This window comes from Streptococcus mitis (assembly GCF_047464035.1).
GTDB lineage: Bacteria > Bacillota > Bacilli > Lactobacillales > Streptococcaceae > Streptococcus > Streptococcus mitis_DX.
In genome coordinates, this window is sequence record NZ_JASHCQ010000007.1 from 27,101 (window position 1) to 42,240 (window position 15,140).

Below are 15,140 nucleotides of genomic sequence, written 5' to 3' on the forward strand. Positions count from 1 at the left end.
TTGTCAATAGGTTTTCACAATTTTTTTCATTTTTCACTAAATTTTACACAAAAAACTTATAAAAATCTTGTAATCTATAGTCATAACAACATTTTAGCACCATGTATAAAAATGTAGGTTTTTCTATTTATTCCTATGTAAATTAACCTTATAGCCTATTATTCTAATTTTTTTATTCAAAAGGCTACTATTCTTTCCAGTTTTATGGTAAAATCTTTAACGGAGAAGGAAAATCGAGGTGAAAATATGGCAATTCCAAAGTATCAATATATTAAAGATGAGTTAAAGAACAAAATCATTTCTGGTCAATTTGCCAGTGGAGATAAATTCTACACTGAAGCTGAATTGATTGCAATGTATGATGTTAGTTCTATCACAGTTGTTCGCGCTTTAAACGACCTTGCCAAGGATGGCTATATTGTCCGTCAACAAGGAAAGGGTACATTCGTTTCACGCGCACGCAAACACAAACTCGTAGAGTTTTCAGATGTAGAAGTTTTTGAAACTAAAGATGATAAAGTTACCGTCCTTTCTATTGAGCGTGGAAACAAACTAAGCTACTTAGAAAAACTTGGACTACGCGGAGATCAGTTCTACTACAAGATTGAACGCGTTCGCGAAACGGGTGGTGGTGTGTACATCTACCATACATCTTATATCCCAGAACAATACATCAACGCAAATTATCCAAATCTTGAATATTATAGCTCTATCTATAACCGTTTCAAATTGGATTACCACATTCACATGAATGATGAACATTTTGAAGAAATCAATGAAATAGCATTTCCAACTCCAGAACATGCGGCTTCAATCCTCGGAGTCGATGAACAATTCCCAACCGTTTTACAAACCAAGACTACTAAACTAGAGTCTACTGGTCAAGTTCTTGCATACAGCGAAACATATAAACGCGCAGATTACTACAAAATCAAATTCATTTCATGTGACCGTGATCACTAAGAAGAAAGCCTAAGCCTTGCTTGGGCTTTTTCTATGCTTATTATATGACATTAAAAATGTATTTTCTATATGTAAATTAAGATAGACTAAATTTGTTTAAATTTTACTAAAATATAGGTAATTTTTATCAAAAATACTTGAAGACAAAATAAAAATCGAAGTTCTTCTACTCCTATAAATAGAGTAATAGAACTTCGATTTTTATTCTAATTATCCTAAACCAAGACGGTCAAAGATATCATCCACTCGTTTGGTGTAATAAAGAGGGTTGAAGATTTCATCGATTTCTTCTTGAGTGAGGCGAGAAGTTACCTCTGGATCTGCTTCAAGAAGTGGTTTAAAGTCTACTTGATTGTCCCAAGAGTAGGCTGTTTTTGGTTGTACCAAGTCATAGGCTTGCTCACGGGTCATCCCTTTTTCAATCAAGGTCAACATGGCACGTTGGCTAAAGATAAGACCGAAAGTTGAGTTCATGTTGCGGATCATGTTTTCTGGGAAGACTGTCAAGTTCTTGACGATATTTCCAAAACGGTGGAGCATGTAGTCAATCAAAATAGTCGTATCTGGTGTGATGATGCGCTCAGCTGATGAGTGAGAAATGTCGCGTTCGTGCCAGAGAGCAACGTTTTCATAGGCTGTAATCATGTGACCACGGATAACACGCGCAAGACCTGTCATGTTCTCAGAACCGATAGGGTTGCGTTTGTGAGGCATTGCTGAAGACCCTTTTTGCCCTTTAGCAAAGAATTCTTCTACTTCGCGTTGTTCTGATTTTTGCAGACCACGGATTTCCGTTGCCATACGTTCGATGGAAGTCGCAATGCTAGCAAGAACTGCAAAGTACTCAGCGTGAAGGTCACGAGGAAGAACCTGTGTTGAGATTTCTTGAGCACGGATACCAAGCTTGTCGCAGACGTATTGCTCCACAAATGGTGGGATGTTGGCAAAGTTCCCAACCGCACCAGAAATCTTACCAGCTTCCACACCAGCAGCAGCATGCTCGAAACGCTCGATATTGCGCTTCATTTCGCTGTACCAAGTCGCCAATTTAAGACCAAAAGTTGTCGGCTCAGCATGCACACCATGGGTACGACCCATCATGATGGTGAACTTGTGCTCCTTAGCCTTGTCAGCGATGATGTTGGTGAAGTTTTCAAGGTCACGACGGATGATGTCATTAGCCTGCTTGTAGAGGTAACCGTAGGCCGTATCCACCACGTCGGTAGAAGTCAAACCATAGTGAACCCACTTGCGCTCCTCACCAAGCGTCTCAGAAACCGCACGTGTGAAAGCCACCACATCGTGACGAGTCTCTTGCTCAATTTCCAAAATACGGTCGATGTCAAAGTCCGCCTTCTCGCGAATCAAAGCCACATCTTCCTTAGGGATTTCCCCCAACTCAGCCCATGCCTCGTCAGCCAAGATTTCCACCTCAAGCCAAGCACGGTATTTATTTTCTTCACTCCAAATGTTCGCCATCTCAGGGCGAGAGTAACGGTTAATCATGTTGTTCATTTTTCCTTTCTTCTTAAGCTGTTGGGAATAAGCTATCTAGGTAAACCAAGATTTCTACTCAAACTCCTCTTTTCCAATAAACACAGATGGATAGTGTAGTAATTCATTGAGATCGGTATCCAATGGTAAATCATAAATTGCTAAATAGTTTTCAGGATATAGAGCAACTAGCTCTTCATATTTAGCCTTTACCTTTTCGTGATCACTGCTAGCAAACAAGACTTCGACAACTGCTCCAGTCTTATCCTTTTCAATAAATGCATTAACGATAATTTGTATCATAGACTTGTACTAAAAATCAATCCCTTTCCCAAATTCCTCCACCTCATCCGGCGCATCACTAAACAAAGTCACATGCCCCATCTTGCGGTTGTGCTTCGCTTCTATTTTACCATACATGTGGAGGTGGGCGCTTGGATTTTCTGTGACATATTTTTCAGCAGCCTCGACATGCTGGCCGAGAACATTGAGCATGACGGCTGGGGCATGTAGTTTGATGGCTGGCAATGGTGCTCCGAGAACACCTAGAATATGGGCATCAAACTGAGAGAAGTCACAGGCTTCGATTGAGTAGTGTCCTGAATTGTGTGGACGCGGGGCAATCTCGTTGACAATGATGTCATCAGCTGTCGCAAACATTTCCACACAAAGTGTTCCAGACAAGTTGAGTTGCTCAGCGATTCTCACTGCCATAGCTTTGGCCTTGTCTGCTAAACTCTCAGAAATGCGAGCTGGTACAATAGTTTTAGACAGGATATTGTTGCGGTGGATATTTTCCTGAACTGGGAAAACTGTCACGTCCTTGCCATTGCCTGACACGATGACAGAAATCTCAAGGTCAAAGTTGACAAATTCTTCCAAAACGCAATCTGCTGAGTCAGCTAGCGCATAGGCTTCTGCCAAATCTGCTTCTGAGCGAATAACCTTTTGTCCATGCCCATCGTAGCCACCAGTCGCAGTCTTGAGGACATAGTTTTTAGACAGGTCAATCTCGGCCAAGTCTTGGCTAGAAGTCACAACCTTATAGGGTGCTACAGTGACTTGGGCCTTGTTTGAGAGAAAGTCCTTTTCAAAGATGCGATTTTGGGAGATGCGAAGCAGGTCGATTCCTTGAGGAAGTTGACCATCCTTGATGACAGCATCCAAACCATCGGCATCGACATTCTCAAACTCATAGGTCAGAACATCGCAACGCTCAGCCAACTGGCGAAGCGCATCCACATCGTTATAAGGAGCCACGATGATCTCCGCAACGCGAGAGGCCGGGCAATCCGCCGCAGGATCCAGCGCGATAACCTTGTGACCCATATAGATAGCAGAAATGGCCATCATCTGACCCAGTTGACCACCACCGATAATGCCGATTGTTTTAGATGAGCTCATTCGTCGACTCCTCTGCGATTTTTCCTTGTTCTTCTGCAAAATCTGCCAAAGCTGTCGCAATAGCTTGGTCCTCTACTGAGAGGAGACGGAGGGCAAAGAGAGCCGCATTTGTCGCACCAGCTTCACCAATAGCCATTGTCGCCACAGGCACACCGCCCGGCATCTGAACGATAGAATAGAGCGAGTCCACGCCACTAAGGGCACGTGATTTGACGGGCACCCCAATGACTGGAAGGGTTGTTTTAGCTGCGACCATACCTGGCAAATGGGCTGCGCCTCCAGCACCCGCTATGATGACCTTGATACCGCGACTACGTGCTTCCTCCGCATGTTTAAACATGAGGTCTGGTGTACGGTGTGCAGAAACAACTTTCTTTTCGTAGGCTACACCAAAGCGGTCTAGGACTTCAGCGGTTTTTTGCATGGTTGCCCAGTCTGATTTTGAGCCCATGATGATGGAAATAATTGGTTTAGTCATAATTTTTCCTTTTTTCTTCTTTTTTGATAATGGTCTTAGGTGGTGGGGACGGAAGCAAACCTTCGGTTTCATTCCTAAACTTTGAGCCTAGGGTCTCAAAGTTTCCCTAGACCAGAACAGATACTGTTCTGGTCTTTTCACCACGGCGACCATTATCTTACTTTGGTTCGCTTTCGCTCGCCATGACAAATTTAGTAACTGTTAATCTTTTATAGCCTTGCTTCCGATATCTGTTCTGTAGAAGAGGCCTTCTGTGTTTTGTTTGTCGAGTTCTTGGTAGATGGTGTATTGGGCTTCTTTGACGGTGGCTGCTGTGGTAACCAGCATATAGACACGTCCACCGTTTGATAGCAGCGCTCTGCTATTTTCCGCAAACTTAGCCCCTGCATAATAGGTGATAATGTCACCTTCTGTCTTGGCTGGTAACTCGACACCTTTTTCATAGTCTAGCGGATAACCGTTAGATGCGACAACCACACCCAGAGTCACACCCTTGTCCGTCCAGGTGATGTTTGGCTCCTTGCCATCGAGGATATCCGTAATATTTTGGGCAAAATCAGAGGTTAATCGAGGTAGAATAATCTGAGTTTCAGGATCTCCAAAGCGAGCATTAAACTCGATAACCTTAGGTCCATCAGCTGTCAAGATAAGCCCTGCGTAAAGAACTCCCAGATATGGACGCCCTTCTTGGATCATGCCCTCTAGGACTGGCTTGACAATAGTCTCCACTGCTGTGTCAATCGCGCTCTGTGGCAAGTGTGGAACTGGCGCATAGGCACCCATACCACCCGTGTTAGGCCCTTTGTCGCCATCGTAGGCACGTTTGTGGTCCTGAGCCGTTGGCATGATGTAGAACTTATCACCATTGACAAAGGCAAAAAGTGAAAATTCCTCTCCGTCGAGGAATTCCTCAATAACCACACGCGCACCTGAGTCCCCAAATTTATTGTCCAAAAGCATCTCATGAGCGGCTTCGACTGCTTGCTCAACCGTCTCCGCAACAACGACACCTTTCCCAAGCGCCAAGCCATCCGCCTTGACTACGATAGGCACACCCTGCTTTTCGATATAGGCCTTGGCTTCCTCGAAATCTGAGAACGTGCCATAGGCTGCTGTCGGAACGCCGTATTTGACCATAATTTCCTTGGCAAAATCCTTGGACCACTCCAGCTCTGCCGCCAATCTTGTCGGACCAAAGGCTTTGAGACCAGCTTGGTTAAAATCATCCACGATACCAGTCGCAAGGGCATCATCTGGACCAATAAAGGTCCAAGCAATATCGTTGGTTTTTGCAAACTCAATCAATTTAGAATGTTCGGAAATGGAGATATTTACCAACTCCAAACCATCCAGAGTCATTCCGTCATTTCCAGGAGCTACAAAAACCTTTTCTACCTCTTTTGACTCAAGCAACTTCTTAGCAATCGCATGTTCACGACCACCAGAACCGACAACTAACAGCTTCATCTCTCAACCTCTTTTGCGAATTATTTACTAATATTATATCACAAACGTTCGTTTTAATCTTGTTTCGTTCTGTCTTTTAATCAAAAAAAGGAAAGAAACTGTTTCCTTTCCTTTACGTTCTTAATGTCTAAAATGTCTCACGCCTGTGAAGACCATGGTCAAGCCGTATTTATCAGCAGCTTCGATGGATTCCTGATCACGGACGGATCCACCCGGCTGGATGATGGCCTTGATCCCTGCTTTGGCGATTTCTTCCACGTTATCCGCAAATGGGAAGAAGGCATCCGAAGCAAGGACGGCACCGTCCAGACGGTCTTTGGCTTGATCAATGGCGATACGAACAGAAGCTACACGGTTGGTTTGACCTGGACCAACACCAAGTGTCATATGATCGTTAGTTACAATGATACCGTTTGATTTGACGTATTTAATTGCCTTCCAAGCGAACTCAAGAGCTGTCTCTTCTGTCTCAGTTGGTTGGCGTTTGGTCACCACTTGCCAGTCAGCTGGACTTTCTTTGACCACGTCTTGGTTTTGCACCAGAAGTCCACCAACTACACCTGTGTATTCTGCTTCCACTTCACTGGCCTCTTGAGCATCAAATGGCAAGGCAAGGATACGCAAGTTTTTCTTTTTGTTGGTCAAAATGGCTAGCGCTTCATCCGTATAGCTTGGTGCGATGATGATTTCAAGGAAAACGCCGTGCATCTTCTCAGCTGTCGCAACATCCACCTCACGGTTAAGAACAACGATACCACCAAAGATAGACACTGGGTCAGACTCATAAGCGTAGTCCCAAGCAGTCTCGATGTCATCAGCCTGACCGATTCCACATGGGTTCATGTGTTTGAGAGCCACAACGGTTGGACGGTCTTTAAAATCACGGATGATACGAATGGCCGCATCAGCGTCACGGATATTATTGAATGACAATTCCTTCCCATTGAGCTGTTTGGCTGAAGCAATGGAGTAATCAGTCGGCAAAGCTTTTTGGTAGAAATCCGCGTCTTGTTGTGGGTTCTCACCGTAACGCATAGCTTGTTTGAGGTCATAGGTCAAAGTGAGCTTTTCAGGTTTGCTTTCTCCGACTTGAGCTGTGAAATACTCTGCAATCAAGGCGTCATAAGCCGCTGTGTGACGGAAAACCTTGGCTGCCAAACGTTGACGCGTTTCGTAAGTCGTTTCACCGTTGGCTGACAACTCGTCCAAAACCACTGCGTAGTCAGCTGGATCTACCACAACTGTTACGCTGGCATGATTTTTCGCTGCTGAACGAAGCATAGATGGCCCGCCGATATCGATATTCTCCACCGCATCAGCATAAGTCACATCTGGTTTGAGGATGGTTTCCTTAAATGGGTAAAGGTTTACCACAACAAGATCAATGAGCTCGATTTGATTGTCTTTAGCCGCTTCCAGGTGACTATCCAAATCACGACGAGCGAGAAGACCCCCGTGGATATTTGGATGAAGGGTCTTGACACGACCGTCCATCATCTCTGGAAAACCAGTCACATCATCAATCGCAATGGTGTCCACCCCAGCATTATCAAGGGCAACCTTGGTCCCACCTGTCGAGATAATCTCCCAACCAAGTTTTTTAAGTTCTTGGGCAAATTCAACAATGCCCGCTTTGTCTGAGACGCTGATTAAGGCGCGTTTAGTCATTATATTCTCCTTTTTAATCATTAGTTAAACACCAATTAAATGCAGTAACAGTAAAACAAGATAAGCAAAACCAAGGCTAAGCATACCTAAGATATTGACCCATTTTCTAATCTGTGATTTGAACACTCTTATAAAAATTTGATAAATCAGTAAGCCTACATAAACACCTAGCGTATTTAAAGTCAAATCCGTGATATCTGTTATACCTATTGCTAAAATATACTGTAAGCACTCAAACAATAAACTAATCAAAAAACCTGTCCCGACTATTTTTAAACTAGATAAATTAGTTTTTATCAAAGGGAAACAAACACCTAATGGAATAAAGGAAATCAGATTAAATAACATTTCAGCAAAAACAATTTTTCCATCTACTATTAGTGGTTCTGATAGTGGTTCTGAAAATGGAATCCAATTGATATACCTTGGAGCTAAGAAAAATGCTATAAATTCAGGACTTGTTTCAAACTTAAATAAGATTCCCCAAGTTAATAACATCAGATAGACATAAAATACATATCGAGTTGTTTTTTTAGATTCTAACATTACAAATACCTCCGTTTGAAGCCATCTTCAACAAACACTGACTCCAATTTAAAATCAAAGATATCATATGAATCATCAAAAAGTCAATCTGTAAATAGAACCTTCACTACTTCCGGATACAACTTGTACTCTGCCTCATGAATCCTAGCTTCAAAGCTTTCGATGATATCATCAGCCAGCCGTGGTACACGCACTTGTTTGATGATTTTTCCTGTATCCACTCCGGAATCCACCCAGTGAATGGTCACGCCGCTCTCTACAACACCAGCATTCCAAGCGTCCTCAATCCCATGAGCTCCTGGAAATTCTGGCAGGTAGGCTGGATGAATATTGATGATTCGACCTTCATAAGCTGCCAGCAAGGTGGGCCCAACGATTTTCATGTAGCCAGCGAGGCAAATCAAGTCAATCTGATGTTCTTCCAAGAGTTCGACAAGGGCTGCTTCGTAGTCTGCCTTGCTCTCAAACTCCTTGAGTTCAAAAGCATAGGACAGAATACCAAGCTTGTCTGCACGCTCGAGCACATAGGCGTCACGATGGTCTGAAAAGACAAACTCCACCGGAAATTCTTCGGCAATCACCTGAAAATTCGAGCCATTGCCTGAGGCAAAAACCGCTATTTTTTTCATTTGATGATGACACTTTCGTTTTCTTTCTTGACGATGCGACCAATTTCATAGACTGGTTCATCCAGCAATTCTTTGACACTACCTACATTTTCAGGGCTAACTGCTAGCATAAGTCCCACACCCATATTGAAGATTTCAAACATTTCTTCGTGTTTGATCTGACCGTATTTCTCAAGAGCTTTGAAAATCGGAAGCACTGGAACTTTGCTTTCATCAATTTCAGCAGCTAGATCATCTGCAAACATACGAGGGACATTTTCGATAAAGCCACCACCAGTGATGTGGGCAATGCCGTTGACCAACTCTTCCTTGATGAGTGGCAAAACAGCCTTGACATAGATACGAGTCGGCTCAAGAAGAACTTCCTTGAGTTTCTTGCCTTCCAATTCTGGCAGGACTTCCTCACCTGTGTAATCCGCAAAGACACGACGGACGAGAGAGTAACCATTGGAATGAATCCCACTTGAAGCAAGTCCAAGAAGAACATCTCCCTCTGCCACTTTTGAACCGTCAATGATTCGAGATTTTTCAGCCACACCAACCGCAAAACCAGCCAAGTCATAGTCATCTTCGCCGTACATGCCCGGCATTTCAGCCGTTTCCCCACCGATGAGGGCAGCACCTGCCTGCACACAACCTTCTGCTACACCAGCAACTACTTGCTCTAGTTTAGCTGGCTCATTCTTCCCTGTCGCTACGTAGTCAAGGAAATAGAGTGGCTCCGCACCCGCAGCGATGATATCATTGACACACATGGCTACACAGTCCTGACCGATGGTATCGTGCTTGTCGTACTTGATAGCCAGCATGAGCTTGGTTCCGACACCATCAGTCCCTGAAATCAAGATAGGTTCTTTAACCCCAGTCTTTGAAAGGTCAAACATACCACCAAAACCACCAAGAGCTCCCATGACACCTGCACGCTCCGTACGAGCCACGTGCTTTTTGATTCGTTCAACAACTTCATAACCCGCTTCAACATCTACACCCGACTGGGCATAAGCATTTTTTGTCATTTATTTATTCCTTTTCTTTGAGAAGATTGCGACGTATTTTTAGATAAACAATTATTTTATCTAAAAATACTAGTCAGGGCTCTAGCTTTGATCCTATAGGAGAAAGCGTCTACTGACAAATACTTTAGCTTTTAGTCAGTAGTGAGACGTGAAGCATAAGCATTTTTATTTGTCATTTTTATATTCCTTTTCTTTAATGGAGGACCTATTGTCTATTTATAAAAACTGGTCTTTTCTTCCAAACTTCTACGATAGTCTTCTTCATAGTCGTAGAGAGGCGTTGGGTAATCACCATCAAAATAAGCGACACAGAGACCACCATTTGGTGCATCTGTTTCAATCCCAATCGACTCAATCAAACCATCAATTGAAAGATAGGTCAGACTGTCCGCACCAATGATTTGGCGAGTTTCTTCAACAGTATGATTGGCCGCAATTAGCTCCTGACGGGTCTGGATATCAATTCCATAGAAGCATGGATAAGCTAGCGCTGGACTGCCAATAGCAACGTGAACCTCAGTCGCACCCGCTTCTTTCAAGAGTTGAACAATCCGACGAGAGGTTGTTCCACGTACAATAGAGTCATCAATCATAACCACACGCTTGCCTTTTACAACGCCTGAAACAGCAGAGAGTTTCATCCGTACCCCTTGCTCCCGCAATTCTTGAGTCGGTTGGATAAAGGTACGTTGAGTATATTGATTCTTAATAAGTCCCATTTCATTTGGTAGCCCAGACTCTTCCGCAAATCCCATAGCCGCACTGAGGGAAGAATTGGGCACACCGACCACGATATCCGCCTCATGCTTGAATTCACGCGCCAATTGGGCACCCATACGTTTACGAGCCGTATGGACATTGACACCATGAATGTTAGAATCAGGGCGGGCAAAATAGATATACTCCATAGAACAGATTGCTAACTGAGTATCATCTGTATAGCTATCATACTGGATTCCCTTGTCATCAATGATCACAATCTCACCTGGCTTCAAATCACGAATCCATTCAGCACCAATAACCTCAAAAGCACAGGTTTCAGAGGAAACCACCACCGCTCCGTTGGCCATTTTCCCGATAGAAAGCGGACGAAAACCATTGGGGTCAAGAGCCGCAATCAACTTGTCCTCAAACAGCAAGATATAGGCAAAACCACCTTTAACAAGGCTGAGCGCTTCCTTGATTTTGCCCATCAGGCTAGGATTATGACTGCGACGAATGAGGTGAGCCAAGATTTCCGAGTCCGAAGTTGCGCTGAAAATTGCTCCTCTTTGTTCCAATTCTTTCTTGAGAGAGGCAGCATTGGTCAGATTTCCATTATGAGCCAAACCAAACTGCATATCGTGAAAACGGAAGAGGAAGGGCTGGATGTTATCTACAGAAGCTTCGCCAGCAGTCGCATAACGCACATGCCCAATCGCACCAGTTCCTGTCAATTTATCTAAGTTAGCAGGATTTCTGAAGACTTCTGATAGAAGCCCCATATCGCGATGCCGCTTTAGTTTCCCTTGGTCATTGGAGAGGATTCCTGCCCCCTCCTGACCACGGTGCTGAAGACTATGGAGACCAAAATAGGTCAATTTAGCAGCATCTGGATGTCCCCAGATGCCGAAAACACCACATTCTTCATTAAGAGATTTTACTTCGTATGTCATTTTATATACCTAATTTTTATTTGTGTAGCACCAAGAGCTAAATCTACATGACTTTTACATTACTGATACTATCTATTAGAAAATCTGTAAGTCTTATTTTCCAGTAAAGTATTTAACCGCTGACGCGAACAGGTGCTGGTCTTTATTGCCTGGGATATTTTGGAAAAGACCGTCTTCATAACGTTCTGAGTGTCCCATTTTACCGATGATTTGTCCGTTCTTGCTAGTAATTCCCTCTATAGCATTTACAGAACCATTTGGATTGTACTTAGAATCCATACTTGGTTTGCCTTCGAAGTCCACGTATTGGCTAAAGATTTGTCCATTGTCACGGAGCTCTGCAAATTCCTCAGCTGTCACGACAAATTTCCCTTCACCGTGCGAAACAGGAATGGCGTGGATATCACCCACTTGCACACCAGTCAACCATGGTGAGTTGGTATTGGCAATGCGAGTTTCTACCATCTTGGCCACGTGTTGGTTGGCATCATTGTAGAAGAGGGTTGGACTAGTACTGCTAGCATCTTCAAAGTTTCCGTATGGAAGAAGACCTGATTTGACCAAGGCCTGGAATCCATTACAGATACCAATAATCAAGCCACCACGGGCGATAAAGCTATCAATAGCTGCACGCACTTTTTCATTGAGCAGGATGTTGACGATAAACTTGGCTGATCCATCTGGTTCGTCCGCAGCTGAGAATCCACCTGCAAAGAAGAGGATGTTAGCCTTGCCGATATTGTCAACCATAGTTTCAACTGACTTGACAATGGCTTCTTCATTCAAGGTCACAAATGGCACCAAGTTAACCTCTGCACCTTCTTTTTCGAATGCCTTGGCTGAATCATATTCTGAGTTGGTGCCTGGGAAGACTGGAATGTAAACTACAGGTTTTTCAACTGTTTCTTTAGCTTGGATGATTACGTCAGAAGCGACAGCTGGAACTTCTTCCAGCTCTTTCGCTTGGGCAAACTCTGTTGGGTAAACTTCTTCCAGTTTCCCTTGGAAGGCACTGTCAAGTTTGTGTCCATCTAGCTTCACACCGTTGACAAGGAGTGTAAAGTCTACTTTCGTTTGACCAATCTTCTCTACTCCAGCGATTTCTTCAGGTGATGTGAAGATAAATCCGCCTAATTGAGCTGTCAAAGCTGTTTTAAGTTCAGGCAAGGTTACTTCTGCACCGATATGATTTCCAAAGGTAGCAAGAGCCAAACTCTCAACCACACCACCATATTTAACAGCTGATGCAGATGTCACTTTGTGAGCCTTTTGAAGGGCTTCAAACTGAGCAAAATTAGACTTAATCAAGTCAAAATCAATCTCTGCTGAGAGGGCTTGTCCTGGGATGTAGTAGATGTTTTCCCCAGCAGTTTTGAACTCAGGAGAAAGCACCTTACGGCTATCTGCTGTCGTTACCCCAAAGGCAACCAAGGTTGGGGGCACCGTCAATTCTTCAAAGGTACCAGACATAGAGTCCTTACCACCGATAGATGGTAGACCAAGTTGAATTTGTGCTTCGATAGAACCTAGAAGAGCTGCTACTGGCTGACCAAAACGCTCTGCTTGCTTATCCATGCGCTCAAAGTACTCTTGGTAAGAGAAACGAGCCTTAGACCAGTTGGCACCAGCAGCAACCAAACGAGCAGTTGCTTCGATCACCGCATAAGCAGCACCGTGGTATGGAGACCATTCTGCTACATATGGATTGAATCCTTGAGCCATGACTGACGCAGTATGAGTCACACCATGCTGAACTGGCAATTTTTGTACAGATGCCTCAGTCGGTGTGAGTTGGTAACGACCACCAAGTGGGTGGTTGACTGTTGAACGACCGACAGAACAGTCAAAGATGGTCTGCAAACCTTTTTGACTCGCATGGTTGAGGTCAGATAGAACCGCAAGGGTGTCTGCTTCAAGAGTTTCAGCACTTGTTTTACGTTCTTCTGGGAGTTTAACATCCTTGTCCACAACCTTGGCATCGACGACCACGCGTACACCATTGGTATCAAGGAAACGACGTTCTAAGTCCACGATTGTTTCACCATTCCAGTGCATGACTAGATTTGGTTTTTCTGTCACTGTCGCAACTACAACAGCATCAATATTTTCTTTGTTACATTCTGCAACGAAAGCATCTACATCCTCAGGACGAACCACGACTGCCATCCGTTCTTGTGATTCAGAGATGGCAATTTCTGTCCCATTCAATCCTTGATATTTAAGAGGTACCTTGTTAAGATCTATTTCAAGACCATCAGCCAATTCACCGATAGCTACACAGACTCCACCAGCACCAAAGTCATTGGACTTCTTGATAAGACGAGTGACATTGCCATTACGGAAAAGGCGCTGAATCTTGCGTTCTTCGATAGCATTCCCTTTTTGAACCTCGGCACCAGCAGTCTCCACAGACTCAACCGTTTGAACCTTAGAAGAACCTGTCGCACCACCGACACCATCACGTCCTGTCTTACCACCAAGAAGGATAATGACATCGCCCGCTTCCGGTTTTTCACGAACAACATTCTCTTTTGGAGCCGCACCAACAACTGCACCTAGCTCCATACGCTTAGCCACAAAGCCTGGGTGAAAATACTCACGAACATAAGTTGTTGCCAGACCAATCTGGTTACCATATGAAGAATAACCATGAGCCGCTGTTTTAGAAATGACTTGTTGTGGCAATTTACCAGCACGAGTTTCAGCAATCGGTGTTGTAATATCACCAGCACCTGAGATACGCATGGCTTGGTAAACGTATGAACGACCTGACAACGGATCACGAATGGCCCCACCGATACAGGTAGCAGCCCCACCAAATGGCTCAATTTCTGTTGGATGGTTGTGGGTTTCGTTTTTGAACATGAGGAGCCATGGCTCTTTGACCCCATCAACATCCACTTCGATTTCGACTGAGCAAGCATTGATTTCGTCTGACACTTCCATGTCGTCCAAACGTCCATTGGCACGCTCATAACGACCGAAAATAGTCGCCATATCCATCAAGGTTTGTGGTTTTTCAGAGCGACCCAGTTCCTCACGCATGGCAATATACTTGTCATATGTTGACTGCAATTGTTTTTGGAATTTAGAAGCTGAGAAATCAATGTGTTTCAACTCTGTCTCAAAAGTCGTATGACGGCAGTGGTCAGACCAGTAAGTATCCAAAACCTTGAGTTCCGTCTCAGTTGGCACGCGCCCGATTGACTTGAAATAGTCTTGGATAAAGAGCAAATCATCCACTTCCATTGCCATGCCCTGCTCGGTCTTGTAGAGGGCAAAGTCTTCTGCTGTATAGCTTTCAAAGAAAGTCAATTTAGGAATGGTCTTGTCTGACTCAGAAAATTCCTGCTTGGCAATCCCTGTCGTGATGTCCTTGAAACGAGAATCAACTGGGTTGAGCAGATAGTTCTTGACCGCCTCTAACTCCGTCGCATCAATATCTTTATTGACCAAATAAAGTTGAGCAGTATTAACCGTTACATCACTCGAACTTCCTAGTAAAAGCAAGGCTTCCTGTGAAGATGCTGCACGCTGGTCAAATTGACCTGGCAGGCTTTCAATGGCAAAGAAAGCATAGTTAGCAAGATCCGCCTGTACAGCAGCTTCATCCAAGACATGGTCTGTCACCTGCTCAGAGAAGATGTGTTTCTCTGCAGGTGCAAACAGGTCCTCTGCCAAGTCAAATACATCATACACTTGCACGATGCGAATACTTTTCAAGCTTGAAAGTCCCAAGTTGTGCTGGAGTTCTCTCACCAAACTCTCTGACTTGACCTGAAAATCAGCCTTTTTTTCAACAAAAATACGTTTATCCATC

12 protein-coding genes are annotated in these 15,140 nt (G+C 44.0%); 1 reads left to right on the forward strand and 11 read right to left on the reverse strand.

Annotation, left to right across the window (positions count from 1 at the left end):
* Window positions 1-246 precede the first annotated feature (246 nt).
* Window positions 247-963: a GntR family transcriptional regulator gene (locus QM818_RS03740; protein ID WP_414299935.1), complete on the forward strand. Its 717-nt coding sequence runs from the start codon at window positions 247-249 to the stop codon at window positions 961-963.
* 210 nt (window positions 964-1,173) lie between these two features.
* On the opposite strand, the gene purB is transcribed toward QM818_RS03740, so the two are convergent.
* The 11 genes from purB to QM818_RS03795 all read right to left on the reverse strand — a co-directional run bounded on the left by purB (window position 1,174) and on the right by QM818_RS03795 (window position 15,139).
* Window positions 1,174-2,469, reverse strand: a complete 1,296-nt coding sequence (purB, locus tag QM818_RS03745; protein WP_261080960.1) for an adenylosuccinate lyase — start codon at window positions 2,467-2,469, stop codon at window positions 1,174-1,176.
* 63 nt (window positions 2,470-2,532) lie between these two features.
* The gene (locus tag QM818_RS03750) at window positions 2,533-2,760 is read right to left on the reverse strand and encodes a phosphoribosylaminoimidazole carboxylase (RefSeq protein ID WP_261080950.1); all 228 of its coding nucleotides are present in this window, start codon (window positions 2,758-2,760) and stop codon (window positions 2,533-2,535) included.
* A gap of 9 nt (window positions 2,761-2,769) precedes the next feature.
* A complete protein-coding gene (purK, locus tag QM818_RS03755) occupies window positions 2,770-3,861 on the reverse strand; it encodes a 5-(carboxyamino)imidazole ribonucleotide synthase (RefSeq protein WP_261080949.1) in 1,092 nt (363 codons plus the stop codon).
* The gene (purE, locus tag QM818_RS03760) at window positions 3,848-4,339 is read right to left on the reverse strand and encodes a 5-(carboxyamino)imidazole ribonucleotide mutase (protein WP_049509947.1); all 492 of its coding nucleotides are present in this window, start codon (window positions 4,337-4,339) and stop codon (window positions 3,848-3,850) included. Before purE ends, purK begins: the two co-directional genes overlap by 14 nt.
* A gap of 201 nt (window positions 4,340-4,540) precedes the next feature.
* A complete protein-coding gene (gene purD / locus QM818_RS03765; RefSeq protein WP_084927069.1) occupies window positions 4,541-5,806 on the reverse strand; it encodes a phosphoribosylamine--glycine ligase in 1,266 nt (421 codons plus the stop codon).
* Window positions 5,807-5,926: 120 nt separating this feature from the next.
* Window positions 5,927-7,474, reverse strand: coding sequence for a bifunctional phosphoribosylaminoimidazolecarboxamide formyltransferase/IMP cyclohydrolase (purH, locus tag QM818_RS03770; RefSeq protein WP_084927068.1), 1,548 nt, complete (start codon window positions 7,472-7,474; stop codon window positions 5,927-5,929).
* 24 nt (window positions 7,475-7,498) lie between these two features.
* Entirely contained in the window at window positions 7,499-8,020 is a 522-nt protein-coding gene (locus tag QM818_RS03775; RefSeq protein ID WP_084927067.1) for a VanZ family protein, read from the reverse strand.
* 83 nt (window positions 8,021-8,103) lie between these two features.
* Entirely contained in the window at window positions 8,104-8,649 is a 546-nt protein-coding gene (gene purN, locus QM818_RS03780) for a phosphoribosylglycinamide formyltransferase (RefSeq protein WP_084927066.1), read from the reverse strand.
* The gene (gene purM, locus QM818_RS03785) at window positions 8,646-9,665 is read right to left on the reverse strand and encodes a phosphoribosylformylglycinamidine cyclo-ligase (protein WP_414299936.1); all 1,020 of its coding nucleotides are present in this window, start codon (window positions 9,663-9,665) and stop codon (window positions 8,646-8,648) included. The genes purN and purM overlap by 4 nt, the downstream gene beginning before the upstream one ends.
* 212 nt (window positions 9,666-9,877) lie before the next feature.
* A complete protein-coding gene (gene purF / locus QM818_RS03790) occupies window positions 9,878-11,320 on the reverse strand; it encodes an amidophosphoribosyltransferase (protein ID WP_000220615.1) in 1,443 nt (480 codons plus the stop codon).
* Between the two features lie 93 nt (window positions 11,321-11,413).
* Entirely contained in the window at window positions 11,414-15,139 is a 3,726-nt protein-coding gene (locus tag QM818_RS03795; RefSeq protein WP_414299937.1) for a phosphoribosylformylglycinamidine synthase, read from the reverse strand.
* Window position 15,140: the final 1 nt, after the last annotated feature.